Source organism: Microbacterium sp. NPDC056057 (assembly GCF_042266945.1).
Lineage (GTDB): Bacteria > Actinomycetota > Actinomycetes > Actinomycetales > Microbacteriaceae > Microbacterium > Microbacterium trichothecenolyticum_C.
Genome location: NZ_JBHJWS010000003.1, coordinates 688,801 through 712,702, shown reverse-complemented (window position 1 = coordinate 712,702; position 23,902 = coordinate 688,801). Strand labels below are relative to the sequence as shown.

General features: G+C 71.1%; 27 protein-coding genes. 8 read left to right on the top strand and 19 right to left on the bottom strand.

Annotated features, from left to right (window positions below; all coding sequences use genetic code 11):
* The 9 genes from ACFC1K_RS15285 to ACFC1K_RS15245 all read right to left on the bottom strand — a co-directional run bounded on the left by ACFC1K_RS15285 (position 1) and on the right by ACFC1K_RS15245 (position 8,844).
* Positions 1–864: an ABC transporter ATP-binding protein gene (locus ACFC1K_RS15285; RefSeq protein WP_375872248.1), complete on the bottom strand. Its 864-nt coding sequence runs from the start codon at positions 862–864 to the stop codon at positions 1–3.
* Positions 861–1,910 carry a FecCD family ABC transporter permease gene (locus ACFC1K_RS15280; protein ID WP_375872247.1) on the bottom strand — a complete coding sequence of 350 codons (1,050 nt, stop codon included), beginning with the start codon at positions 1,908–1,910 and terminating at the stop codon, positions 861–863. Before ACFC1K_RS15280 ends, ACFC1K_RS15285 begins: the two co-directional genes overlap by 4 nt.
* The gene (locus tag ACFC1K_RS15275; RefSeq protein WP_310290517.1) at positions 1,907–2,953 is read right to left on the bottom strand and encodes an iron ABC transporter permease; all 1,047 of its coding nucleotides are present in this window, start codon (positions 2,951–2,953) and stop codon (positions 1,907–1,909) included. Before ACFC1K_RS15275 ends, ACFC1K_RS15280 begins: the two co-directional genes overlap by 4 nt.
* Positions 2,954–2,975: 22 nt before the next feature.
* Positions 2,976–4,010, bottom strand: a complete 1,035-nt coding sequence (locus tag ACFC1K_RS15270) for an iron-siderophore ABC transporter substrate-binding protein (RefSeq protein ID WP_375872246.1) — start codon at positions 4,008–4,010, stop codon at positions 2,976–2,978.
* A 178-nt stretch (positions 4,011–4,188) separates the two neighbouring features.
* Positions 4,189–4,836: a biotin transporter BioY gene (locus ACFC1K_RS15265; RefSeq protein ID WP_056367174.1), complete on the bottom strand. Its 648-nt coding sequence runs from the start codon at positions 4,834–4,836 to the stop codon at positions 4,189–4,191.
* A 10-nt stretch (positions 4,837–4,846) separates the two neighbouring features.
* A complete protein-coding gene (locus tag ACFC1K_RS15260) occupies positions 4,847–6,193 on the bottom strand; it encodes an acyltransferase (RefSeq protein WP_375872245.1) in 1,347 nt (448 codons plus the stop codon).
* Positions 6,194–6,290: 97 nt separating this feature from the next.
* Positions 6,291–6,962, bottom strand: a complete 672-nt coding sequence (locus tag ACFC1K_RS15255) for a response regulator (RefSeq protein WP_375872244.1) — start codon at positions 6,960–6,962, stop codon at positions 6,291–6,293.
* Complete coding sequence (locus ACFC1K_RS15250; protein ID WP_375872243.1) at positions 6,959–8,209, bottom strand: histidine kinase; 1,251 nt, start codon at positions 8,207–8,209, stop codon at positions 6,959–6,961. Before ACFC1K_RS15250 ends, ACFC1K_RS15255 begins: the two co-directional genes overlap by 4 nt.
* 26 nt (positions 8,210–8,235) lie before the next feature.
* Positions 8,236–8,844, bottom strand: a complete 609-nt coding sequence (locus ACFC1K_RS15245; protein WP_375872242.1) for a DedA family protein — start codon at positions 8,842–8,844, stop codon at positions 8,236–8,238.
* Positions 8,845–9,009: 165 nt separating this feature from the next.
* Here ACFC1K_RS15245 and ACFC1K_RS15240 point away from each other — a divergent pair, with 165 nt between their 5' ends.
* Positions 9,010–10,608, top strand: coding sequence for an ABC-F family ATP-binding cassette domain-containing protein (locus ACFC1K_RS15240; protein WP_310290535.1), 1,599 nt, complete (start codon positions 9,010–9,012; stop codon positions 10,606–10,608).
* A 91-nt stretch (positions 10,609–10,699) separates the two neighbouring features.
* Here ACFC1K_RS15240 and ACFC1K_RS15235 read toward each other — a convergent pair whose 3' ends face one another.
* The 4 genes from ACFC1K_RS15235 to ACFC1K_RS15220 form a co-directional block, all read right to left on the bottom strand.
* Positions 10,700–11,593, bottom strand: coding sequence for an SURF1 family protein (locus ACFC1K_RS15235; protein WP_375872241.1), 894 nt, complete (start codon positions 11,591–11,593; stop codon positions 10,700–10,702).
* Positions 11,590–11,820: a hypothetical protein gene (locus ACFC1K_RS15230; RefSeq protein WP_310290541.1), complete on the bottom strand. Its 231-nt coding sequence runs from the start codon at positions 11,818–11,820 to the stop codon at positions 11,590–11,592. Before ACFC1K_RS15230 ends, ACFC1K_RS15235 begins: the two co-directional genes overlap by 4 nt.
* Positions 11,817–12,206: a DUF3099 domain-containing protein gene (locus tag ACFC1K_RS15225; RefSeq protein ID WP_310290546.1), complete on the bottom strand. Its 390-nt coding sequence runs from the start codon at positions 12,204–12,206 to the stop codon at positions 11,817–11,819. The genes ACFC1K_RS15230 and ACFC1K_RS15225 overlap by 4 nt, the downstream gene beginning before the upstream one ends.
* A gap of 67 nt (positions 12,207–12,273) precedes the next feature.
* A complete protein-coding gene (locus tag ACFC1K_RS15220) occupies positions 12,274–12,792 on the bottom strand; it encodes a DUF4190 domain-containing protein (RefSeq protein ID WP_375872240.1) in 519 nt (172 codons plus the stop codon).
* 128 nt (positions 12,793–12,920) lie between these two features.
* Between ACFC1K_RS15220 and fabG the strand changes: the two genes are divergently transcribed.
* Positions 12,921–13,631: a 3-oxoacyl-ACP reductase FabG gene (fabG, locus tag ACFC1K_RS15215; RefSeq protein WP_056367180.1), complete on the top strand. Its 711-nt coding sequence runs from the start codon at positions 12,921–12,923 to the stop codon at positions 13,629–13,631.
* A gap of 29 nt (positions 13,632–13,660) precedes the next feature.
* Here fabG and ACFC1K_RS15210 read toward each other — a convergent pair whose 3' ends face one another.
* From ACFC1K_RS15210 to ACFC1K_RS15200, 3 genes are all read right to left on the bottom strand, one after another.
* Positions 13,661–14,368 (bottom strand): alpha/beta fold hydrolase, encoded by a 708-nt coding sequence (locus ACFC1K_RS15210; RefSeq protein ID WP_375872239.1) that lies wholly within the window; start codon positions 14,366–14,368, stop codon positions 13,661–13,663.
* 61 nt (positions 14,369–14,429) lie between these two features.
* Complete coding sequence (gene serB / locus ACFC1K_RS15205) at positions 14,430–15,071, bottom strand: phosphoserine phosphatase SerB (RefSeq protein ID WP_375872238.1); 642 nt, start codon at positions 15,069–15,071, stop codon at positions 14,430–14,432.
* Positions 15,072–15,113: 42 nt separating this feature from the next.
* Entirely contained in the window at positions 15,114–16,358 is a 1,245-nt protein-coding gene (locus ACFC1K_RS15200; protein ID WP_375872237.1) for a glucose-1-phosphate adenylyltransferase, read from the bottom strand.
* A 48-nt stretch (positions 16,359–16,406) separates the two neighbouring features.
* Between ACFC1K_RS15200 and glgA the strand changes: the two genes are divergently transcribed.
* The 3 genes from glgA to ACFC1K_RS15185 all read left to right on the top strand — a co-directional run bounded on the left by glgA (position 16,407) and on the right by ACFC1K_RS15185 (position 18,772).
* Positions 16,407–17,600, top strand: a complete 1,194-nt coding sequence (gene glgA / locus ACFC1K_RS15195) for a glycogen synthase (RefSeq protein WP_375872236.1) — start codon at positions 16,407–16,409, stop codon at positions 17,598–17,600.
* Positions 17,601–17,609: 9 nt separating this feature from the next.
* The gene (locus tag ACFC1K_RS15190; RefSeq protein ID WP_310290562.1) at positions 17,610–18,395 is read left to right on the top strand and encodes an ABC transporter ATP-binding protein; all 786 of its coding nucleotides are present in this window, start codon (positions 17,610–17,612) and stop codon (positions 18,393–18,395) included.
* A 122-nt stretch (positions 18,396–18,517) separates the two neighbouring features.
* Entirely contained in the window at positions 18,518–18,772 is a 255-nt protein-coding gene (locus ACFC1K_RS15185; RefSeq protein WP_045302322.1) for a type B 50S ribosomal protein L31, read from the top strand.
* A 68-nt stretch (positions 18,773–18,840) separates the two neighbouring features.
* On the opposite strand, the gene ACFC1K_RS15180 is transcribed toward ACFC1K_RS15185, so the two are convergent.
* Complete coding sequence (locus ACFC1K_RS15180) at positions 18,841–19,572, bottom strand: 3'-5' exonuclease (RefSeq protein ID WP_310290564.1); 732 nt, start codon at positions 19,570–19,572, stop codon at positions 18,841–18,843.
* Positions 19,573–19,661: 89 nt separating this feature from the next.
* Here ACFC1K_RS15180 and ACFC1K_RS15175 point away from each other — a divergent pair, with 89 nt between their 5' ends.
* Positions 19,662–20,561, top strand: a complete 900-nt coding sequence (locus ACFC1K_RS15175; RefSeq protein ID WP_375872235.1) for an alpha/beta fold hydrolase — start codon at positions 19,662–19,664, stop codon at positions 20,559–20,561.
* On the opposite strand, the gene ACFC1K_RS15170 is transcribed toward ACFC1K_RS15175, so the two are convergent.
* Positions 20,521–21,075 carry a CGNR zinc finger domain-containing protein gene (locus ACFC1K_RS15170; protein WP_310290570.1) on the bottom strand — a complete coding sequence of 185 codons (555 nt, stop codon included), beginning with the start codon at positions 21,073–21,075 and terminating at the stop codon, positions 20,521–20,523. The two genes, ACFC1K_RS15175 and ACFC1K_RS15170, sit on opposite strands and share 41 nt — an antisense overlap.
* Positions 21,076–21,149: 74 nt before the next feature.
* Between ACFC1K_RS15170 and ACFC1K_RS15165 the strand changes: the two genes are divergently transcribed.
* On the top strand, positions 21,150–22,160 hold the full coding sequence (locus tag ACFC1K_RS15165; RefSeq protein WP_375872234.1) for a DMT family transporter: 1,011 nt from the start codon (positions 21,150–21,152) through the stop codon (positions 22,158–22,160).
* On the opposite strand, the gene ACFC1K_RS15160 is transcribed toward ACFC1K_RS15165, so the two are convergent.
* Positions 22,132–22,605, bottom strand: a complete 474-nt coding sequence (locus ACFC1K_RS15160) for an Lrp/AsnC family transcriptional regulator (RefSeq protein WP_045302332.1) — start codon at positions 22,603–22,605, stop codon at positions 22,132–22,134. The two genes, ACFC1K_RS15165 and ACFC1K_RS15160, sit on opposite strands and share 29 nt — an antisense overlap.
* 165 nt (positions 22,606–22,770) lie before the next feature.
* Between ACFC1K_RS15160 and pdhA the strand changes: the two genes are divergently transcribed.
* The gene (pdhA, locus tag ACFC1K_RS15155; RefSeq protein WP_375872233.1) at positions 22,771–23,901 is read left to right on the top strand and encodes a pyruvate dehydrogenase (acetyl-transferring) E1 component subunit alpha; all 1,131 of its coding nucleotides are present in this window, start codon (positions 22,771–22,773) and stop codon (positions 23,899–23,901) included.
* The last annotated feature ends 1 nt before the right edge of the window (position 23,902 follow it).

Sequence of the window (23,902 nt, the reverse complement as noted above, 5' to 3'; positions counted from 1 at the left end):
TCAGGCTCCTGTCGGCAGGGGAGTGGGGGCCGCGGCGAGCGCGGGTGCGGCGGCAGACACGCGGGACGACACGTGGTGCCGGCCGCGGGGGAGGACGATGGGCGAGCCCGACACGGGATCGGGTACGACCAGCGCGTCGAGATCGAAGACCTCGCGGATGAGCTCGCCGGTCATGACGTCGTCAGGCGCTCCGCTCGCGACGACGCGGCCGGACCGCAGCGCGAAGAGGTGGTCGGCGTACCGGGCGGCGAGGTTCATGTCGTGCAGCACCATCACGATCGTGGTGCCGCGGTCGCGGTTGAGGTCGGTGAGGAGGTCGAGCACCTCGACCTGGTGCGCGACGTCGAGGAAGGTCGTGGGCTCGTCGAGCAGCAGGATGTCGGTCTCCTGTGCGAGTGCCATCGCGATCCACGCGCGCTGGCGCTGTCCGCCCGACAGCTCGTCGACCGACCGGTCGGCGAGCTCTTCGACGCCCGTGGCGGCGAGCGCCTGCGCGACGACCTCGTAGTCGTGCGAGCTCCAGCGCGCCAGCAGCTTCTGGTGCGGGTGCCGCCCGCGACCGACGAGGTCGGCGACGGCGATGCCCTCGGGAGCGATCGGGCTCTGGGGGAGGAGCCCCAGGGTGCGCGCGATCTCTTTCGTCGCGCGGCCGTGGAGGGTCTTGCCGTCCAGGATCACCTGGCCCTCGCGGGGCGAGATGAGACGCGCGAGCGCGCGCAGGAGGGTCGACTTGCCGCACCCGTTCGCGCCCACGATCGCGGTGATGCGACCGGGCGGGATCACGAGGTCGAGACCCTCGACGATCGTGCGGTCACCGTACGACAGTGTCAGGCCCTCCGCCGACAGGCTGTGGGATTCGGTCATAGTGAGCCTCCGGAGCGGTTCGTCCTGATGAGGAGGTAGATGAGGAAAGGGGCGCCGAGCACGCCGGTGACGACCCCGACCGGGTAGCGGCTGTCGAATGCGAACTGTCCCAGGAGGTCTGACAGCTGCACCAGGAGCGCGCCGACGAGGGCGGACGGCAGCAGCAGCGATCCGCCGGGGCCGACGATGCGCGCCGCGATGGGGCCGGCCATGAACGCGACGAACGCGATCGGACCGGTGGCGGCGGTCGCGAACGCCAGCAGCGCGACGGCCGCGACGATCACCACCACCCGGGTGCCCTGAAGACGGATGCCGAGGCTCGCGGCCGCGTCGTCGCCGAGGCGCAGGACATTCAGGTCGCGACCCTTCGCCAGCAGCGCCGGCACGAGCACGACGCTCGCGATCGCAAGCGGGAGCACCGTGGACCAGGTCGCCCCGTTCAGGCTTCCGGTGAGCCAGCGCATCGCCGCCTGCAGATCGTAGGCGGGGGCCTTCGAGAGCACGTAGGTGACCGCCGCGTCGAGCATGGCGGCGACGCCGATGCCGATGAGGATCAGGCGCGTGCCGGCGAATCCGCCCTTGTTCGAGAGCAGGTAGATGGCGAGCGCGGTCGCGAGGCCGCCCACGACGGCGAGCACGGACACCGCGGTCTCGCTGAGCGACAGGATGACGATGCCGAACACGGCCGCCGCGCTCGCACCGGCGGTGATCCCGATGATGTCGGGAGACGCGAGCGGGTTGCGCAGCATCGTCTGGAACGTCACGCCCGCGATGCCGAACGCGAATCCCGCGAGGATCGCGAGGACCGCGCGCGGGAGGCGCAGCTCGCCGACGGTGAACGAGGCGCCGGGAACGGTCTGCCCGAGGAGGACACGGACGACCTCGTCGAGGCCGTAGAACGTCTGCCCGATCATGAGCGACGCGACGAAGACCAGCACGACGCCGGCGGCGAGGGCGGCGGTCACGATGACGCGGCGACGGCTGCGGCGCCGTCGTCCGGCGACGACCGCCTGCGCAGCGGGACGGAGGAGGGTGTCGGTGCTCACAGCTCTCGCACCTTCTGCCTGCGGACGATCCAGATGAAGAACGGGGCGCCGACGAGAGCCGTGAGGATGCCGACTTCGATCTCGTCCGGGCGGGCGATGACCCGGCCGACGATGTCGGCGGCGACGAGCAGCACCGCTCCTGCGACCGCCGAGAACGGGAGCAGCCAGCGGTGGTCGGTGCCGACGAGCAGACGGCACAGGTGCGGGATGATCAGGCCCACGAAGGCGATCGGACCCGCGATGGCCACGGCCGCACCGCACAGGATGACGGCGCCCGCCGACGCGATGAGCCGGGTGCGCAGGACGTGCTCGCCGAGGCCCGTCGCGACGTCGTCGCCGAGCGCGAGCGAGTTCATGCCGCGTGCGCAGACGAGGGTGATCACCGCGCCGATCACCAGGATGGGCAGGATCGTCGCGATGCGATCCCAGGTCGCGCCGCCGACCCCGCCGATCTGCCAGAACCGGAAGGTCTCGAGCAGATCGACGCGGGGGAGGAGGACCGCGCTCACAAGAGACATGAAGGCGGCCGAGGTCGCGGCACCCGCGAGGGCGAGCTTGAGCGGCGTCGCTCCGCCCCGGCCGAGAGAGCCGACCGTGTAGACGAACACGGCGGCGCCGCCGGCGCCGATGATCGAGGCCGCGATGAAGGCGTAGGGGTCCGACATGCCGAAGAACGCGATGCCGATGACGACCGCGAGCGCGGCGCCGCCCGAGATCCCGAGGATGCCCGGGTCGGCGAGAGGGTTGCGGGTCACCGCCTGCATGGCCGCGCCCGACATCGCCAGCGCGGCGCCGACGAGGATGGCGAGCACGGTGCGGGGAACCCGGGCCACCACGGCGGCCTGTGCGACCCCGCTGGTGTCGCCGCCGAGGCCGGCGAGGATGTCGCTCAGCGCGACGTCGCGGACGCCGAACGCCACGCTCGCGACGCAGAGCATCGCGAGCACCGCGAACGACACCGCGAGCCACGCCAGTCGCACCGCTGCCGGGCGCCGCAGGGTTGCGGCATCCGGCAGCGGCGTACGCGTCTCGGTGACAGTCACCCGATCGAGCTCCTGGCTTCGGTCAGTCAGCCGTGAGGGCGGCGTTGAGCAGCGCGAAGTACTCGTCGACGCCCCAGCCGATGGACAGCGGCGACGGGTTGGCCGAAGCGGCGAGCGGGGTCGCCTCCTCGAGGATCGCGATGCGGCCCTCGGCGATCGCCGGGATCTGCGACAGGAGCGGGTCCGCCTGCAGCTGCGCGATGATGGAGCCGCTCGCGTCGCCGTAGGTGACGAACACGTCGACGTCGGCGAAGCGGTCGGCCTGCTCGGCGCTCACGGTGGTGTAGAACTGCACGCCGTCCGACTCCTCCTCGACGACGGCCGGCACGGGGAAGCCGAGGCCCTCGAGGAAGCCGGGACGCGTGTCGAGGCTCGTGTAGAAGCCGACCTGGCTGAAGTCCGACGGGTCGATGTAGGAGAAGAGCACTCGTGAGTCGGCGAGCTCGGGGTAGTCGGCGAGCGCCGCGTCGACCTCGCCGTGCAGCTCCTCGATGAGGGCGTCGCCCTCCTCTGCGAGGCCGAGCGCCTGCGAGTTGAGACGGATCATGTCCTCGTACGACGTGCCCCACGCGACCTCGGGGTACGCCACCACGGGCGCGATCTTCGAGAGAGTGTCGTACTCCTCCTGCGTGAGGCCGGAGTACGCGGCGAGGATGACGTCGGGCTGCGTGTCGGCGACCGCCTCGAAGTCGATGCCGTCGGTCTCGTCGAAGAGGACCGGGGTCTCGGCGCCGAGCTCTTCGAGCTTGTCCTCGACCCAGGGCAGCACGCCGTCGCCGTCATCGTCGCCCCACGTGACCTCGGCCATGCCGACGGGAACGACGCCCAGCGCGATCGGCACCTCCTGGTTCGACCACGCGACGGTCGCGACGCGCTCGGGCTTGGACTCGATCACCGTCTCGCCGTACGCGTGCTCGATCGTGACCGGGAAGCCGGCCCCCGAAGCGGCGTCGGCGGTGTCGCCGGTGCTGTCGGCGGTCGCGCTCGCGCATCCGGCGAGAGCGATCGCGGCGACGGCGAGCATCGCGGTGGCGGCGGCGGGGCGGTTGAGGCGCACGGAATCCTCCGAGGATGTGTTAGGTAAGGATGCCCTTAGCGAGGGCGCAGTAAGGCCAACCTTACCCAGCCGTTTCCCAGATTGCGAATCCGTCGCTCACGCCCCGCGAACGCGAAAGCCCCCGGCTGTGCAGCCGGGGGCTTTCGATGGAGGGATGCCTCGGGTCGAGGCATCCGTCTCAGTTCTTGCTCTGGTCCGCCTTGCGGACGAGCGCCCACGCGCCGGGGATGATCGCGGCGGCCAGAGCCGCCTTGATGAGGCCGCCCAGGATGAACGGCAGGAGACCGACGGCGAGCAGCTCGCCGAACGAGTAGTCCAGGCCCATCACGACGTTGAGGATGAAGGCCATGTACGGGATGCCGAACAGGAACGGCACGACGCTCGCGGCGGCGAAGCCGAGGAACGCGAGACCGGGGCGGCGGTCCCACGCGCGCTCGGCGAACCAGCCGGCGACGAACGCCGAGAAGATGAAGCCGATGACGAACCCGAAGCTGGGCTTGCCGATCGCGGCGACGGTGCCGGTGAAGCCGGCGAACACCGGGAGGCCCGCGAGTCCGACCAGCATGTAGGTGGTGAGCGCGGCGGCACCGCGCCAGGCGCCGAGCGCTGCGCCGACGACGATGACTCCGAGCGTCTGACCCGTGATCGGCACGGGCCACAGCGGGATCTCGACCTGGGCGAGGAGGGCGACGATCGTCGCACCGGCGATGACGAGTCCGGCGTCGAGGGCGAACGCGCGAGCGCGGGAGGACGGGCGGGCGATGACGTCGGCGAGGACGCGACGCGTGCCGGCGGAGGCGGTCGGAGCGGCGGCGATGGATGACATGGCACTCAGCCTAGGGGGAGGTCGGGGCGGGTTCTTGGACGGGATCCACGAATGATCGACCGATCCGCTGTCTGCCTTCTACGATCCCCGACTGCGGCGCGCGTGCCAGCCGCAGCGCGGCGACGAGGAGCGCGGCGGCGACGGCAGCGGTGAAAACGGTGGTCCCCGCCACCAGGAGGAGGGCGACCGCGGCCGTGCCGGCGCCGGTGGCGAGGCCGAGTCGCCCGACCGAGCGCGTACCCTGCGGCGACCGGATCGCCTCGACGCGCGCGAGCGGCCACGCGACGGCGGCCGTCGCCGCGAGCGCGAGCACCAGCCATGCCGGGCGCGAGAGCCACCACCACGGGCCGTCGATCGCGGGAAGCGGCAGCGTGGTGATCGTCGCGACGGCGGCCGTCAGCCCGGCCAGGCACAGCAGCACCGGCATGTGCCACAGGTAGACGGTCATCGCGCGCGGCGTGACGGCATCGATGAGCCGCCCGGGAGCAGGGCGCGCCGCCAGTCGCTCCAGCGGACCGCGGAGAAGCGAGAACAGCGCCGTGTGCGCGATGCCCACGAGCAGCAGCGCCGTCGTCGGCGGGTTGATGTTGGCCACGAGGTCCGGCGAGTGCACGCCCGCGACGAAGGAGATCGCGAGGAGGCCGATCGCCGCTGCGGCCCACAGCATCCGCGAGCGCCGCGACAGAGCGTCGATCCGTCCGTCGGCCAGGAAGAATCCCACCTGCTGGAGCGCGAGCCACACGAAGGCGAGGTTCAGGAAGCCGTACGCGTCGATGCCGGTTCCGACACGGACCACGTCGACGACCACGGCCATCGCGGCGAGGATCGTGACGGTCCGCACCGGGGCGGTCTCGTGCAGACGGAGAAGCACCGGCAGCAGCGCCTGGCAGACGAGGAAGACGCCGAGGAACCACAGCGGCTGCGCGAAGCGGAATCCCGCGAGCGCGACGAGATCCGCCGGGGCACCGGCGGCGGTGAGCAGGGCGAGCAGCGCACCGACAGTGGCGATCGTCACCAGGGCGGGCAGGAGCAGGCGGTGGATCCGCCCGGCGACGAAGTCGACGCCGTCCCGGCCGCGCCGCCGCGCACGGCGAAGTGCCGTGGCACCGGAGAACCCGCCGATCACGAAGAACAGCGGCATCACCTGCAGCAGCCAGCTGAGGGGGACGATCCACCGGGTGCCGTCGCTCGCGTTGACGAAGGACGGGCCGGCGTCGGTCACGGCGACCCCGACCATCATCGCGTGGAGGACGACCACCCCCGCGATGCAGGCGGCGCGGACGAGGTCTATCGCGCGATCTCTGCCCGGGGTGTCGATGGGGGACGGAGCCGCGACGGCGGTGCGGACGATGGTCATGAGGCCCTCCTCGGGGTGCGTCCCCGGAAGGCTAAGGAGGCGGTCTACGCGGTCGCATCGCTCCCCGGTGCCGTCGTGGCATCACCCCGTGGAGGGATCAGGGGGCGGGCTCGACCAGCCCTGCGTCGTAGGCGAAGATCACGGCCTGGACGCGGTCGCGCGCGCCGAGCTTGGCGAGCACTTTGCCGACGTGCGTCTTCACGGTCTGCTCCGAGATGAACAGGTCCGCGGCGATCTCGGCGTTCGAGCGCCCGCGGCCGATGAGGGTGAGCACCTCGCGCTCGCGCTCGGTGAGCTCGCGCAGAGCCGCGCCGGCGCGACCGGCACGGGGCCGGCGAGCGGCGAAGTGCTCGATCATGCGCCGTGTCACGCTCGGTGCGAGCAGCGCGTCCCCCGCGGCGACGACGCGCACGGCGTGCACGAGGTCCTCCGGGAGGGCGTCCTTCAGGAGGAACCCGCTCGCACCCGCCTCGAGGGCGTCGTACACGTAGTCGTCGATGTCGAACGTGGTCAGCATCAGGATCCGCGGGACGTGGGCGGCGGGGTAGTCCGGACCCAGGATCCGTCGCGTCGCGGCGATGCCGTCGAGTTCGGGCATCCGCACGTCCATCAGCACGACATCGGGGTCGAGACGCGCCGACAGCGTCACCGCCTCCTTCCCATCTGCGGCCTGGCCGACGACGCGGATGTCGTCCTGCGCGGCGAGGAGGGCGGCGAATCCCGCCCGCACCATCGCCTGGTCGTCCGCGATGAGAACACTGATGGTCACGCTGCGCCTCCTGGCGTCGGGTGGGGCGGGGGCGGGGCGAGGGGGAGCGCGGCGCGCACGGTCCATCCACCGTCGGCGTCGGCGCTCGCGCTCACGGTGCCCCCGACGAGCGTCGCGCGCTCGCGCATACCGAGGAGGCCGTGTCCTCGCTGCGTGGAAGCGTCGGGGCTCGGTGCCTCGCTCGACGGAGCGTTGCGGACGCGGAGGCGCAGGGTGGCGGCATCCGCCTGGACGGCCAGCTCGATCGGTGCCTGCGGAGCATGCCGCACCGCGTTGCTCAGCGCCTCCTGCACGATGCGGAAGGCGGCGATGTCCACCGCGCTCGGCACAGCCGCAGGCACCGGGGCGAGAGCGGCGTCGATCTCGGCGCCGGCGCGTCGCAGCGCCTGCACGAGATCCGGGATGTCGCGCAGCCCTTGCTGCGGCGCGAGGTCGGCCTGCTGATCCTCGGTGCGGAGCACCCCCAGGAGCCGCCGCATCTCGGTGAGCCCTTCGCGCGCCGTCCGGGCGATCTCGTCGAAATCCTGCACCGCTTCGTCCGGCAGCCCGGGCACGCGGTACCGGGCCGTCGACGCCTGCACCTGGATGAGCGACATACCGTGCGCGACGACGTCGTGCAGCTCGCGGGCGATGCGCGTGCGCTCCTCGACGAGGACGCGCCGCGACTGCTCGAGGGCGCTCAGCTCGCGTTCGCGGGTGAGCTCGGCGCCCACGCGCAGACGGCTGGCCGCGAGCACCGCGATGAGCAGGGCGGCGCCCGACACCGACGTGACGATGACGAGATTCACGATCCCCGCCACCACGGGCATCATTGCGGCCAGCGCGATGACGAGCGCGAGGGGGCCGCCGATGCCGAGGAGCCAGGCGACCAACGCGACCCGCCAGCCGTGCAGGATCGCGAGGACGCCGACGACGAGGATGAAGGCGAGCATGGCCGGCACGGACCATGGCCACGGCCAGGTCGTCGTGGGCGCGCCGACGGGCAGAGGCAGGGCGACGGCCGCCACGGTGGACATCGCGATCGACCAGCGCGGGAACCGCACGGCCACGAGCGGGGAGGCGCACAGGATCGCCCCGAACACGAAGGCGAGGGGCGCGGGCTGGAGGTACAGCGCGATGTGCACGGGCACGAGCACGGAGAAGAGCGCGACCGCCGCGAGCGCCAGTGCGCCGAAGGCGATGGCCTCGGTGCTCGGTCTGCGGCGCGTCCGGGATCCGGACGTCACGGGGGAGGAGGTGTCGCGCACGAAGTCATCCTGTCAGTCGTCGACGTTCACGCGGATGCCGCGACCCGGCGTGCGCGAACCGCGAGCAGTCGGTCCACGACAAGCCCGATACCCACGGCGAGCACGACGCCGAGCGTCGCGCTCAGCAGCGGCTGATCCTTCAGCCAGGCGCCGGCGAGCAGCCCGATGGCGATGCTGTACGCGGCCCAGCACAGCCCCGCCGCCACGCTGAGCAGCGCGAACCGCCGCCACGGATAGGCGAGCGCGCCGGCGGAGAGGTTGACGGCCACGCGTCCCACCGGAATGAAGCGCGCTCCGAGGATGAGCCCGGCGCCCCGGCGGTCGAGCGCGGCACCGGCCCGGGCGAGTGCTCCGGCGACGCGGGGCCGCCGCATCCACGCGAACCTCGCGCTCCCCGTGCGCCGCCCGACGGCGAAGGCGATGTTGTCGCCGGCCGCTGCTCCCGCGGCGGCGACGAGGCCCAGCGCGACCAGATCAGGACGGCCGGTGGATGCCGCCACCGCCGCCGACGCGACGAGCACCGTCTCGCTCGGCACGGGCGGGAAGAACCCGTCGATCACCGCGACGGCGAACATCGCCAGGTACAGCCACGGGGAGGCGACGGCTTGCAGCACGAGGTCGGAGATGACATCCACCCGGGCACGGTATGCGCGCGGTGTCGCCCGGGGCATCCCTCTGCGGTATCGACCGGGTCCCTCTGCGGAGGTATTCCGGCGAACGCCGACGAAGGCGGCCCCGTATACTGGGAGGCTGGCCGTTCGGCCACCTCCCCATCCCCATCGACGGATCGGACTTCCGCTGTGCTCGCCGTGCACGACCTCGAGATCCGCGTGGGCGCCCGCGTGCTCATGTCGGACGTCTCCTTCCGCGTCTCCGACGGCGACAAGATCGGTCTCGTCGGCCGCAACGGCGCCGGCAAGACGACGCTGACCAAGGTCCTCGCGGGCGATCTCATCCCCGCGGACGGCAAGGTCGAGCGCTCGGGCGAACTGGGCTACCTGCCGCAGGATCCCCGCTCGGGCGATCCCGAGATGCTGGCCCGCACGCGCATCCTCGATGCCCGCGGCCTCGGCTCGCTCGCGATCGGCATGCACGAGGCATCCCTCGCGATGGGGGACGGCGACGAGGCGGTCGCCGCGAAGGCGATGCGCAAGTATGCGAACCTCACCGAGCGCTTCGAGGCGCTCGGCGGCTACGCGGCCGAGGCCGAGGCGGCGTCCATCGCCCACAACCTCTCGCTGCCGGACCGCATCCTCGACCAGCCGCTGAAGACCCTGTCGGGTGGTCAGCGCCGCCGGATCGAGCTCGCGCGCATCCTGTTCTCGGACGCGCAGACGATGATCCTCGACGAGCCCACGAACCACCTCGACGCCGACAGCGTCGTGTGGCTGCGCGAGTTCCTCAAGGGCTACAAGGGCGGGCTCATCGTGATCTCGCACGATGTCGAGCTCGTCGGCGAGACGGTCAACCGCGTCTTCTACCTCGACGCGAACCGCCAGGTCATCGATGTCTACAACATGAACTGGAAGAACTACCTGCGCCAGCGGGTGGCCGACGAGGAGCGCCGCAAGAAGGAGCGCGCCAACGTCGAGAAGAAGGCCACCGTCCTGCAGCAGCAGGCGGCCCGGTTCGGCGCCAAGGCCTCGAAGGCCGCCGCGGCCCACCAGATGGTGGCGCGCGCCGAGAAGATGCTCGCGGGCCTCGACGAAGTGCGCCAGGAGGAGCGCGTCGCGAAGCTGCGGTTCCCGAAGCCGGCGCCCTGCGGCAAGACGCCGCTCATGGCCTCGGGTCTCTCCAAGTCCTACGGCTCGCTCGAGATCTTCACCGACGTCGACCTCGCGATCGATCGCGGCTCGAAGGTCGTCATCCTCGGCCTGAACGGTGCCGGAAAGACGACGCTGCTGCGCATCCTCGCCGGGGTCGACCAGCCCGACACCGGGCAGCTCGAGCCCGGCCACGGCCTCAAGATCGGCTACTACGCCCAGGAGCACGAGAACCTCGACGTATCGCGCTCGGTGCTCGAGAACATGATGTCGGCGGCGCCCGACATCACCGCCACCGACGCCCGCAAGGTGCTCGGATCGTTCCTGTTCACCGGCGACGACGTGCTGAAGCCCGCCGGCGTGCTCTCCGGCGGCGAGAAGACGCGCCTGTCGCTCGCGACCCTCGTCGTGTCGTCGGCGAACATGCTGCTGCTCGACGAGCCCACGAACAACCTCGACCCCGCGTCGCGCGAGGAGATCCTCGGCGCGCTCGCCCACTACGAGGGCGCGGTCGTGCTCGTGTCGCACGACGAGGGCGCCGTCGAGGCGCTCAACCCCGAGCGCGTGCTCATCCTCCCCGACGGCGTCGAAGACATCTGGGGCCGCGACTACGCGGACCTGGTCACGCTTGCGTGATCAAGAAGCACGGTGGTTGAGTAACCGCGGCTTCAGTCGCGGTGTATCGAAACCCGTCACCCTCGCGTAGCCCGCCGGCGACGAGTCGGGCTCAGCGGCCGGCGGCGTCGAGCAGCGCGTCTTCGTCTTCGGCGTCGCGGTCGCGGCGACGGCGCGGTGCCGGCGGCGCGGGAGCCGAGGCATCCGTTCCGCCTTCCGCCGACTGGGCATCCTCCGCATCCTCGCGACGGTGCCGGCGCTCCGTGCGGATGACGTAGCCGATGAAGACGAAGCCCATCACCGCGAACAGGATCCACTGGATCGCGTACGAGAGGTGAGGCCCGGGGTCGTCCGACGGGGGCTCGAGGGCGGTGGGCGCGGTCGCCGGTGCCGGGTCCTCCGACACCATGACGCCGTAGGCGCTCTGCTCGAGGGCCTCGCCGGCGCTGGGCGAGATCGTGTCGGCGACGAGGCCGAGGTTGATCGTGGGGACCTGTCCCTCGGGCGCCGAGCGACCCGACGACGGCAGGGCCTCGCCCGGGCGCAGGCGAACGATCACGGTCGCCTCGCCGGACGGGGGAGCGGGGATCGCGTCGGGGACGGGCTGGTCCTGGCCCGGCGGCACCCACCCGCGGTCGACCAGCAGCACGCGGCCGTCGTCGAGGCGGAAGGGAACGAGCACCTCGAAGGCCGAGGTTCCGCCGTGCGGGCGGTTGCGCACCAGGAGCTGTTCGTCGGTCAGGTACGTGCCGGTCAGGGTCACCGGGTGCCATTCGTCACCGGGCGAGAAGTCGCCGTCGGCGGGGAGGAGCTCGGCCAGCGGCACCGGGACGGCGTCGTAGTTCTCGGCGACGAGCGCGAGCTGTCCGGAGCGCTCCTGGTTGCGCGTGAACTGCCAGTTCGACAGGAAGGCGCACGCGATCGCGAACACGACGGCAAGGGCGATGTAGATCGCCCAGCGGCCCGCGCGAGGGAGGCTCTGCATGCTCACGGAGCGGGGGCTCATCGGGCGGCCTCCGTCGGGGCGAGCGGGGCGACCGTCACCGGGAAGTCGCGTGCGGCGAGGAACTCGCGGAGGTATCCCACGTGCTCGTCGCACGCCACCCAGGTCTTGCGGCGGTCCTCGGCGTGGATGCGGGGATTGCGCCAGTCGATGCGCCAGCGAGCGGCGGCGCGGCAACCTGCGCGCGAGCAGACCGCGTCGGCGACCTGGTCGGGTCCGGCGTCGCTCATGCGGTCGGGTCCGCCTCGTCGGTGGGCTTCTCGTCCGTGCGCTTGTCGTCCGCCGGGATCGCCCGGGTCTCCTCGATGCGGATCACCGGGGTTCCGGTCGCAGCGGTCGTGGGCGTGGCGGGAAGCGCGGGCTCGGGATCCTCGCGGCGGTTGCGCCGGGCCTCCTGGCCGACGTTCGCGGAGACGACTGCGATGTACGGCAGGAAGATCGCCGCGGCGCCGAAGAGCCACGTGTACCAGCCGTACGGCGTGATGACCACCATGAGGATGAAGCACGCGACGCGGATGCCCATCGTGATCAGATACCGGGTCGAGCGCGCGTCGACATCGTCGCGCGGGGAACGCGGCAGGGAGGTCGCCGACGGGGCGTGGCTGGAACTCTTCACGGTACTTCCAGGGTACGCCGGTTGCACCGCATGATCGCCCCGGGAACCGGTCCCGGGGCGAGCGGATTCAGGAGTACGTGCCGTACTGCCCGTACATCCCCACGAGGAAGGAGAAGAACAGGATCGCCGCGATGGTCCCGAGGATCGCGAGCCCCAGTCCCACCCAGCCGACGATGGTGCCGGCCAGCGCCATTCCGCGCCCCTGCTCGCCGTTCGTCTTGAGCTGGTTGAGCGACATGTGGCCGGTGATCACGCCCACGACCGAGCCGATGAACGGCAGGATGACGAAGGCCGAGATCGACGCGATCAGCGACACGATCGCCAGCGTGTTCGTCTTCGCGGGCGCGCCGTAGCCGTAGCCGGGGGCAGCGCCGTACGCGGGAGCGGAGCCGTACGCCGGAGCGGCACCGTAGGCGGGCGCACTGCCCGCGGGCGAGCCGTAGGCGGGCGGCGGATAGGCCCCCTGAGCGGGCGGCGGGTAGGCGCCCGGAGCGGGCTGGGCGGGCTGATCCGCCGCCGGAGCGGGTGGAACCGGCGGGTACGAGCCCGGCTCCGGTGCGGGGTTCTGCGGGGTGTTGTCGCTCACGGGGCGGCCTTTCTTCGATGTCTGGGACCAGAGTCCCAGCGCCGCGGCGGGGGTGTCAAACACGCCGGCCGGTCGGGGCGCCGCCGGTAGGCTGGTGCGGATCCGCCACAACCCCCGGGAGTGCCACCATGTCCACCGATCGCGTCGTCCTCGTCACCGGCGGAAACCGCGGCATCGGCCGCGCCATCGCGGAGCGCTTCGTCGCCGAGGGCTACAAGGTCGCCGTCACCGCGCGCTCCGGTGAGGGTCCCGAGGGCACCCTCACGGTGCGGGCGGATGTGACGGATGCCGCAGCCGTCGACGCCGCCTTCACCGAGGTCGAGAACACGCTGGGCCCGGTCGAGATCGTCGTCGCGAACGCCGGCATCACGAAGGACACCCTCCTGCTGCGCATGACCGAGGACGACTTCGACAGCGTCGTCTCGACCAACCTCGGCGGCGCCTTCCGCGTCGTCAAGCGCGCGTCCAAGGGGATGCTGCGCGCCCGCTGGGGCCGCGTCGTGCTGATCTCGAGCGTCGTCGGGCTGTACGGCTCGGCCGGTCAGATCAACTACGCCGCCTCGAAGAGCGCCCTCGTCGGGTTCGCGCGCTCGCTCACCCGCGAGCTCGGTGCCCGCGGGATCACGGCGAACGTCGTGGCTCCTGGATTCATCGAGACCGACATGACGGCCGAGCTCTCGGACGACACGCAGGCCGAGTACAAGAAGAACATCCCCGCCGGGCGCTTCGCGTCCCCCGACGAGGTGGCCGGCGTCGTGACGTGGATCGCCTCGGACGACGCGGCCTACATCTCCGGCGCCGTGATCCCGGTCGACGGCGGCCTCGGCATGGGGCACTGACCGCAGCGCCGTGCGCGACGTCGGCGTTCTCAGGCGATCGCCTGCAGGATCGCCTCGGCGACGGCGCCCGGCCGTGAGAACTGCGGCCAGTGGCCCGTCGGGTCTCCGGGGGAGCCGAGCTCGACGATGTCGAGGTGCTCGAGGGCGGCGAGCTCGGCCGCCCAGGGCGGTGCCGCCGCGATGATCTCGCGGATCTGCGCCTCGGGCACGGTGCCGGTGATCATCGTCGCCGGGACGGCGCGCCGTCGCTCATCGGTGAGCCGGATCGGATCGGTGGGCACCCGCTCGGGCACGGACTTCGCGCGCGCCGCGGCCTCCGCCCGCGTCTGCGGGTCGAGGTCGGCGATGTCGGGCTCGTCGAAGAAGTCCCAGCCGGGGAAGGGGATGACACCGTCGACGACGGGGAACTCGGAGATGGAGCCGCCGTCGCCGGGCGGGAACGTGTCGAGGAAGACGACCCGGGCGATGCGGTCGGGCCGCGCATCGACGGCGCCGTAGGCGACGTTGCCTCCGCCCGAATGACCGACGAGCACGACGGGTCCGTCGAGGCGATCGATCTGCGCGACCGTCGCCGCGATCCAGTCGGCGATGCCGATGCCCGCGGACTCCGTGCCGGAGGCGCCGACCCCCGGCATGGTGAGCGCGTGCGTGCGGTGGCCGGCGGCTTCGAGCGCGGGGTCGACGTCGCCCCACGACGACGCGTCGAGCCACAGCCCGGGAACGAGGATGATGTGCATGCTCCGACGCTACCGACGGCGCCCGACATCGGAACAGCCCCGCACGGGCCGTGAGGTGCCGCTACGGCAGCAGCGGGATGACCTCGGCGAGGTCGACCGGACCGACGACGAGGTCGGCGCGTTCGCGCACCGCGGGCTTCGCGTTGAAGGCGACGCCGAGACCGGCGACGGCCATCATCTCGAGGTCGTTCGCACCGTCGCCGATCGCCAGGGTGCGGGTGAGGGGCACGCCGCGCTCGTCGGCCCATTCGCGGAGGGCGGCGGCCTTGCCCGCAGCATCCACGATCCCGCCGTCCACGGTGCCGCTCAGCACGCCGTCCCGCGTCGCGAGCCGGTTGGCGCGCCACACGTCCACCCCGAGGTCGGGGGCGACCGTGTCGAGGATCTCGTGGAATCCGCCCGACACCACGCCCACGGCGCCGCCGCGCTCGTGCACGGCCGCGATCAGCTCGCGGACACCCGGCGTGGGCTCGATGCGCGCCAGCACACGCGCGAACGCCGCGACCGGCACGCCCTCGAGGGCCTCGACGCGGGAGCGCAGGCTCGTCGCGAAATCGACCTCGCCGCGCATCGCGGCCTCCGTCGCCGCCGCGACCTCGGCGCCGCGTCCGGCTTCGTCGGCGATGAGCTCGATGACTTCGTTGCGGATGAGCGTGGAGTCGGCGTCGAGCACGACGAGGAAGCGGGCGGGCGCGGCAGGCATGCTCCCACGCTAGCCGGAGCGGATGCCGCTGCCCGCCGTGTGTCAGCGCTCGACGCGGAACCCCTTGCCGACGACGGTGATGCCGCTGTCGGTGATCGTGAAGCCGCGCGCGAGGTCCTTGTCGCGGTCGACGCCGACCGTGGCGCCGTCCTCGAGCACCACGTTCTTGTCGAGGATCGCGCGGTGCACCCGCGCGCCCGCGCCGACCTGCACGTGGTCGAACAGCACCGAGTCGGTGATCGTCGACCCGCCGCCGGCGAGCGTCCAGGGACCCACCACGCTGCGCTCGAGGTGGGTGCCCGACAGCACCGACCCGAGCGACACGATCGAGTCGATCGCGTTGCCGATGCGGCCGACCGAGTCGCGGACGAACTTCGCGGGCGGGGAGTTGACCGCCTGCGAGTGGATCGGCCAGTCCATGTTGTACAGGTTGAACACGGGAAGCGTCGAGATGAGATCGCGGTGCGCGTCGAAGAACGAGTCGATCGTCCCCACGTCACGCCAGTAGTAGCGGTCGCGGTCGGTCGAACCCGGCACGTCGTTGCGGTTCATGTCGTAGACGCCGGCCTCGCCGCGGTCCACGAAGTAGGGGATGATGTCGCCGCCCATGTCGTGGTTCGACGTCGGCAGCTCCCCGTCGGACTCGACGGCCTCGATGAGCGCGTCGGTATCGAAGATGTAGTTGCCCATCGAGGCGAGCACCTGGTTGGGCGCATCGGCCAGGCCCACCGCGTTCTGGGGCTTCTCGAGGAACTCGCGGATGCGCACCGGGTCTTCGGGGTCGACGTCGATCACGCCGAACTGGTTCGCCAGTGAGATCGGCTGACGGATGCCGGCGACCGTGGCGCGCGCACCCGATTCGATGTGGGCGGCGAGCATCTGCCGGAAGTCCATGCGGTAGACGTGGTCCGCGCCGATGACGACGACGATGTCGGGCTGCTCGTCGTTGATGAGGTTGAGGCTCTGCAGGATGGCGTCCGCCGATCCCGAGAACCAGCGCTTGCCCAGGCGCTGCTGCGCCGGCACCGAGGTGACGTAGGAGTCCAGGAGCGCGGACATCCGCCACGTCTGCGAGATGTGGCGGTCGAGGCTGTGGGACTTGTACTGCGTCAGCACGACGATCTGCCTCAGGCCCGAGTTGATCAGGTTCGAGATCGCGAAGTCGATGAGCCGGTACTGGCCTCCGAACGGGACGGCGGGCTTGGCGCGATCCGCGGTCAACGGCATCAGCCGCTTCCCTTCGCCGCCGGCGAGGATGATTCCGAAGACCTTGGGTGCAGCTGGCATGCGACCCACACTATGACGCGTTCCGGCCCGTGTACTAGCGTTCGACACATGCGAGTCGACATCGTCACCAAGGAGTACCCGCCGGAGATCTACGGCGGCGCCGGTGTGCACGTGACGGAGCTCGTCAAGGCGCTCCGCTCGAGCATCGACGTCCAGGTGCGCGCGTTCGGCGCCGCCCGCGACGAGGAGGGCACCACGTCGTACGGCGCGCCGGCGGAGCTGGGCGCCGCCAACGCCGCGGTGCAGACGCTCGGCACGGATCTCGAGATCGTGACGGATGTCGCGGGCGCCGACGTCGTGCACAGTCACACCTGGTACGCGAACTTCGCCGGGCACCTCGCATCGCTGCTGCACGGCATCCCGCACATCGTGACCGCCCACAGCCTCGAGCCGCTGCGCCCGTGGAAGGCCGAGCAGCTCGGCGGCGGCTATGCCGTCTCGAGCTGGATCGAGAAGTCGGCGTACGAGGGCGCCGCGGCCATCGTGGCGGTGAGCAACGGCATGCGCGAAGACATCCTGCGCAGCTACCCGGCACTCGACCCCGAGCGCGTGCGCGTGATCTACAACGGGATCGACGTCGAGGCGTGGCACCCCGTCGAGGACCCTGCTCTGCTCGCGGAGCTGGGGATCGACCCGGCGAAGCCGTCCGTCGTCTTCGTCGGCCGCATCACCCGGCAGAAGGGCCTGCCGTACTTCCTCCGCGCCGCCGAGCGCCTTCCCGCCGACGTGCAGGTGATCCTCGCCGCCGGCGCGCCCGACACCCCGCAGATCATGGCTGAGGTCGAAGGGCTCGTCCGCGGGCTGCAGGAGACCCGAGCGGGTGTGGTGTGGCTGGATCGGATGCTGTCGCGCCACGAGCTGTGCACGATCCTGAGCGCGGCGACCACCTTCGTCTGCCCGTCGGTCTACGAGCCGCTCGGCATCGTGAACCTCGAGGCGATGGCCTGCGGCGCCGCCGTCGTCGGGACGGCCACCGGCGGCATCCCGGAGGTCGTCGTCGACGGTGTCACGGGTCGCCTCGTGCCCATCGAGCAGGTGCAGGACGGCACGGGCACCCCGACAGACCCGGAGCAGTACGTGTCGGATCTCGCGCGCGTGCTCACCGAGGTCGTGAGCGATCCGGAGCGCGCGCGAGAGTACGGCGCCGCCGGACGGAAGCGCGCGACGGAGGATTTCAGCTGGCGGCGCATCGCCGACCAGACGGCCGCGCTGTACGCGGAGGTGGTCTCCGGCGGCCGATAGGCTGTCAGCATGCCCCAGGTGCTCGAGTTCTCCGACGTCGTCGTCCGCCGAAACGCCCGGAACATCGTCGACCACCTGAACTGGACGATCAACGACGACGAGCGCTGGGTGGTCCTCGGACCCAACGGCGCCGGCAAGACCACCGTGCTCCAGATGGCCGACACGCTGCTGCACCCCACCTCGGGCGTCGTCACCATCCTCGGCGAGCGTCTCGGCCGCACCGACGTCTTCGAACTGCGGCCCCGGATCGGGTTCGCCTCGTCCGCGATGGCGCGTCGCGTGCCGCCGGAGGAGACCGTGCTCAACGTCGTCCTGACGGCGGCATACTCGGTGCTCGGCCGCTGGCGCGAGGACTACGAGGACATCGACGAGCGGCGTGCGCTGCGCGTGCTCGCGGAGTGGAAGCTCGACCACCTCGCCGACCGCACCTTCGGCACCCTCAGCGACGGCGAGCAGAAGCGCGTGCAGATCGCCCGCGCCGTCATGACCGACCCCGAGCTGCTGCTCCTCGACGAGCCGACCGCCAGCCTCGACCTGGGCGCGCGCGAAGAGCTGCTGATCCTGCTCGGCGGTTACGCACAGGCGCCGACGACGCCGGCGATGATCATGGTCACGCACCACGTCGAGGAGGTCCCCATCGGATTCACCCACGTGCTGCTGCTGCGCGACGGCCAGGCCGTGGCATCCGGTCCGATCCGCGAGACCCTCACCGCCGAGGCGCTCACCGACACGTTCGGCGTGCCGATCAGCCTCAGCGAGGAGGGCGGCCGCTACGCGGCACGCGCCGCGCACTGAGCCCCGAGAACGGCCGGTTCGGCGTCCGCGCCGGAGACTGGTAGAATCTCTCTTTGGTGCATTCGCACCCCAGACTTTGACCGCCCTGGCAAAATCCAGGGCACCATCCTCAAAGGACCATCATGAAGACTGACCTCCACCCGGACTACCAGGCCGTCGTGTTCCGTGACCTCGGCTCGGGCGAGACCTTCCTCACCCGCTCGACGGTGACCAGCGACAAGACGATCGAGCTCGACGGCGTCGAGTACCCCGTCATCGACGTCGAGATCTCGTCGGCCTCGCACCCGTTCTACACGGGCAAGCAGCGCATCATGGACTCGGCCGGTCGTGTCGAGAAGTTCAACCAGCGCTTCAAGAACTTCGGCGGCTCCAAGTAAGCAGCCACCCCGGAAGGCCCCGCTTCGGCGGGGTCTTCTGCGTTTCCGGGACGTGCGGGCGACGCCGGTCAGCGGATCGGCCAGCGACCGTCGAGACGGTCGTCGGGATCGATCCTGCCGATGCGGATGAAGTACTCGGTCAGGCTCTCCGCCTGGGCACGGGCCCAGCCGATCTGGCGGGTGTGCAGCTCGTGCACCGTGTCGGGCAGCCACGGTGCGAACCGCTCGGCGAGCGCCTGCGCGACGCGGCCGGCAGCGACCGCGTCGGCCGATGCCTCGTGCGCGGCATCCAGCCTCACCGCGTAGTGCGCCGCGACGACCTCCAGCGTGCGCTTGCCCTTGCGCCAGCGGTCGTACGCCTTGTCGACCACGAGAGGATCGATCACGGGAGACGGGTCCTCGATCGGGGCGACGCCGTGACGCAGCGACTCGTACTTCAGCAGCGAGAAGTCGAACGGCGCGTTGTACGCGACGACGGGGATGCCGGCATCGAGCAGGGCTCGGACGGCCGTGACCACCTCCGCGATCACCTCGGCGGCCGGTCGGCCGTTCGCGCGGGCGTGCTCGGTGGAGATGCCGTGGATCGCGCTCGCGCCCTCGGGGATCTCGACGCCGGGATCGGCCAGCCAGTCGCGGGCGCGGATGACGCGGCCCGAGGCGTCCAGCAGGCCCACGTGGGCCGTCACGATGCGATCGCCGGTGACGTCGATGCCGGTGGTCTCGAGATCGAACACCCCGACCATGCGCACCCAGTCCGGCACATCCCACAGCGGCAGCTGTTCGGGATGCGCGCGGCTCATGCCGTTCACGGTATGCGTCGCCTCCGACATCCGAGCGCAGGCGCTCCGCGCACAGCCGGGACCCGGGGGAGTCCTCGTAGACTCGACGGGTGACAGCGCCCAACCCGTACGCCCCGCTCCTCGACGTGATCCCGGTCGAGCGGCGCGAGGCCGCCGTGCTCGGCGGTACGACGGCGTACTGGGTCTACGGTCCGGCCGACGCCGAGGTGACGATCGTCGCGGTGCACGGGTTCCGCGGCGAGCACCACGGTCTCGAGCCCGTCGTCGCGCACCTGCCGAGCGTGCGCGTGATCTCGCCCGACCTTCCCGGCTTCGGCGAGACGGCGCCCGTCCCCGATCGCATCCACGACCTCGACCTCTACGCCGAATGGCTCCGCGAGTTCGCCGCGGTCGTCGCCCCGGGGGCCGTGATCCTCGGGCACTCGTTCGGCTCGATCGTCGTCGCGGCGGCCGTCGCCGGCGGCCTCGAGACGCCGCGGGTGATCCTCGTCAACCCGATCGGCGCTCCGGCGCTGGAGGGTCCGCGAGGCATCCTCACGCGGCTGGCGGTCTTCTACTACTGGGCGGGGGCGAAGCTGCCGAAGCGGCTCGGCGAGGCCCTCCTGCGCAACGGGCTCATCGTGCGGGTGATGAGCGTCTCGATGGCGAAGACCAAGGACTCCGGCATCCGTCGATTCGTGCACGATCAGCACGACACGTACTTCTCACGCTTCGCCGACCGCGACGTGCTGCACGACGCCTTCGTGGCGTCGGTGTCGAACGACGTGCGCGCGTTCGCATCGCGCATCACCCAGCCCACGCTGCTGGTCGCCGCGGTGAGGGATGACATCACGCCCATCGAGGCCGAGCGGGAACTCACGACGATGTTCCCGCATGCGGACCTCGTGGAGATCCCGGACGTCGGCCACCTCATCCACTACGAGACGCCGGCCGCCGCTGCCGACGCGATCACGCGGTTTCTCGCGCCTTCCGACGCCGGTACGCGTTGACGTTCATGCGGTTGCCGCAGTTGCCGGTGTCGCAGTAGCGCTTCGAGCCGTTCTTCGAGTAGTCGATGTAGACGGAGTCGCAGTCGTCCGCGGAGCAGATGCGCACGCGGTCGTACTCGTCGGAGCGGATGACGTCGACGAAGGCCATCGCCGCCTCGACGAGGATGCGGGTCGCGAGCGGTGCATCGTCGCTCGTGGCGTGCACGTGCCAGTCGAAGCCGTCATGGCGCACGAGGCGGGGCAATGCGCTGCCGTCTGCGAGCATCTCGTTGACCAGCGGGACGGCGCCGTCGCGGTCGACCTCCCACAGCTCCCGCAGACGCGGGCGGATCGCTCGGATCGCGGCGAGCTCCTGCTCATCGCGCCGGATGAGCCCCGTGTAGGGGTTCACCATCAGGTACTCGTCGAACTCTTCGAGCGTGGTGAGCGTGTCCCCGTCGTCGTAGCCGGGCAGCGTGTTGACGAGGTAGGCGGCCGCGCGGAGGCTCAGCTCCGTGTCACGAATGAAAACCATATTGACTCCTGACATGCCGTTCGCTACTGTCACCAGTGTAAGCACACTTCACCCCTGACAGCCGGATGCCGCCCATGACCGTCTCGACCGCGTCCCTTCCCATCATCGCCCCGAGTGCGGCCTTCCGCGCGAACGCGCGGATGCGCACCAGCGGGCTCGTCATGGGCGTCGCCTCGGCGCTGGCGTTCTCGTCGAGCGGTCCCTTCGTGAAGCCCCTGCTCGAGGCCGGCTGGTCGCTCGGGGCGGCGCTGCTGGTTCGCATGGGAGTCGCCGGCCTCGTGCTCTCGCCCGCGCTGTTCCTGGCGATCAAGCGGCAGCGCGGCTTCCTGAAGCGGCACTGGCGGCTCATCGTCGGCTTCGGGCTGATGCCGGTGCTCGGCTGTCAGCTCTTCTTCTTCTCGGCGATGCAGCGGATGCCGGTGGCCGTGGCGCTGCTGATCCAGTACCTCGCCCCGGTCATGCTCGTCGTCGCGGTCTGGGTGCGCACGTGCAGAGCGCCGTCGGCGCTCGTGCTGTGGGGCTCCGCGGTCGCCATGGTCGGTCTGGTGCTCGTCGTCGACATCTCGGGCGCCTCGTTCGACCTGATCGGAACGCTCCTCGCCCTCGCCGCCGCGGTGTGCGTGTGCGCGTACTTCGTGATCTCTGAGCGGGCCGGCGACGACCTGCCGCCGCTCGCGCTGGCCGCCAGCGGCCTGCTCACCGGTGCGATCGTCATGGGTGTGCTGTGCCTCACCGGCATCATGCCCTTCCAGGCGCCGGCGGTCGATGTGGTGCTCGCAGGCGTGGCGGTGCCGTGGTGGATGCCGCTGTTCTGGGTGGCCGCGATCGCGACGACGCTGGGCTACGCGCTGGGCGTGATGGCCGTCCCGCGCATCGGCTCGCGGGTCGCCTCGTTCGTCGGGCTCTCGGAGGTGCTGTTCGCACTCATGTTCGCGTGGATCTTCCTCGCCGAGGTGCCCGCGCCCATCCAGTTCGTCGGTGGGGCGCTGATCCTCGTCGGCGTGGTTCTCGTGCGCGCCGACGCGTCGTCGACCGGAAACCCGAAGGGCGCCGCGGCTACGACTCCCGTCGTGCCAGCTCCATGAGCGGCGTCACGCGATGGGCGATGACCTCGCCCATCACGAGCGACGTCTCGGTGCGCTCGACACCCTCGATCGCGAGGATGCGGGCGTCGGTGTCGAAGAGGTGCTGGGTGTCGCGGCACGCGACACGCACCAGCAGATCCACCTGACCGGACAACCCGTGCGCCTGCACGACCTCCGGGACGCGGGCGAGTTCGACGGCGATGCGGGGCAGATCGGCCTGACGCACGATGACGCTGATGAACGCCTCGATCGGGAACCCGAGCGAGGCGGACGAGATGGCTCGCTCGTACGACAGGAAGACCCCCGCCTTCTCCAGGCGCGACATGCGCGCCTGGACGGTGTTGCGCGAGAGGCCGAGTCGTTCGGCGAGTGCGACGACGGTCGCGCGCGGGTCGGCGGAGAGCGCTGCCAGCAGCTCCAGGTCGACGTGATCGAGGGCACTCATAGTGCGAAACGTTAGCACGCCTTTTATGGGCGTGAGTTGTCAACATGCTCAAGAAGTCCTCGAATGCTTGAGCGAGGTGCGATGCGGACGTACCGTTGAAGCAGCCGGCGAAGTGGCCGGCGCACGCGAAGCGGCTCCTCACGAGGGGGCCCGCAACGAGGAGTGATGACGATGACGCACACCCTGACACCCACAGCGGATCTCGCCACCGACATCGAGGATGTCGCGCGACTGCTGACCCCCGACGGCGAGCGCATCGCCGACCCCGAGCTCGATCGCTGGGTGGCCGACGTCGACGCCGCGACACTGCGCGGCCTGTACCGCGACATGGTTCTCCTGCGGCGCATCGACACCGAGGGCGTCGCTCTGCAGCGGCAGGGCCAGCTGGGCCTGTGGCCGCCGTGCCAGGGCCAGGAGGCGACCCAGATCGGCACCGCCCGCGCCCTCCGCGCCGATGACTTCGCCTTCCCGAGCTACCGCGAGACCGGCGTCGTCTACGCCCGCGGCGGCAAGCCCGCGGACTTCGTGCTCGCGTGGCGCGGCGAGGAGCACTCGACCTACAACCCCTACGACATCAACACCGCGACGCAGCAGATCATCATCGGCGCGCAGGCGCTGCATGCGGTCGGCTACGCGATGGGCGTGCAGCGCGACGGCACCGACCAGGTGTCGGTCGCCTACTTCGGCGACGGCGCGTCGAGCCAGGGCGACGTCAACGAGGCGATGGTGTTCGCCTCCTCCTTCCGCGCGCCGGTCGTGTTCGTCTGCACCAACAACCAGTGGGCGATCTCCGAGCCCGTCACGGTGCAGGCGAAGTTCCCGATCGCCGGCCGCGCCCCGGGCTTCGGCATCCCCAGCATGCGCGTCGACGGCAATGACGTGCTGGCGTGCTTCGCGGCGATGCGGTGGGCGCTCGACAACGCGCGCCGCGGCAACGGTCCCGCGTTCATCGAGGCGGTCACCTACCGCATGGGCCCGCACACCACGTCGGACGACCCGACCCGGTACCGCGACAAGGAAGAGGTCGAGAAGTGGCGCCGCCGCGACCCGATCGCGCGCGTCGAGGCACTCCTGCGGTCGCGCGGTGAGTTCGACGAGGCGTTCGTGGCGAGCGTCGAGGCCGACGCCGATGCCCTCGCCGCGGCCGTGCGCGAGGCGGCGATGACCGCGACGACCCGCGACCCGCTGACCGTGCTCGACAACGTCTACGCGGAGCCCCACTCGGGCCTCGCGGAGCAGCGCGAGTGGTTCGGCGCGTACCTCGACGGGTTCGCCCCGGCAGCCGAGGGGGTGTGAC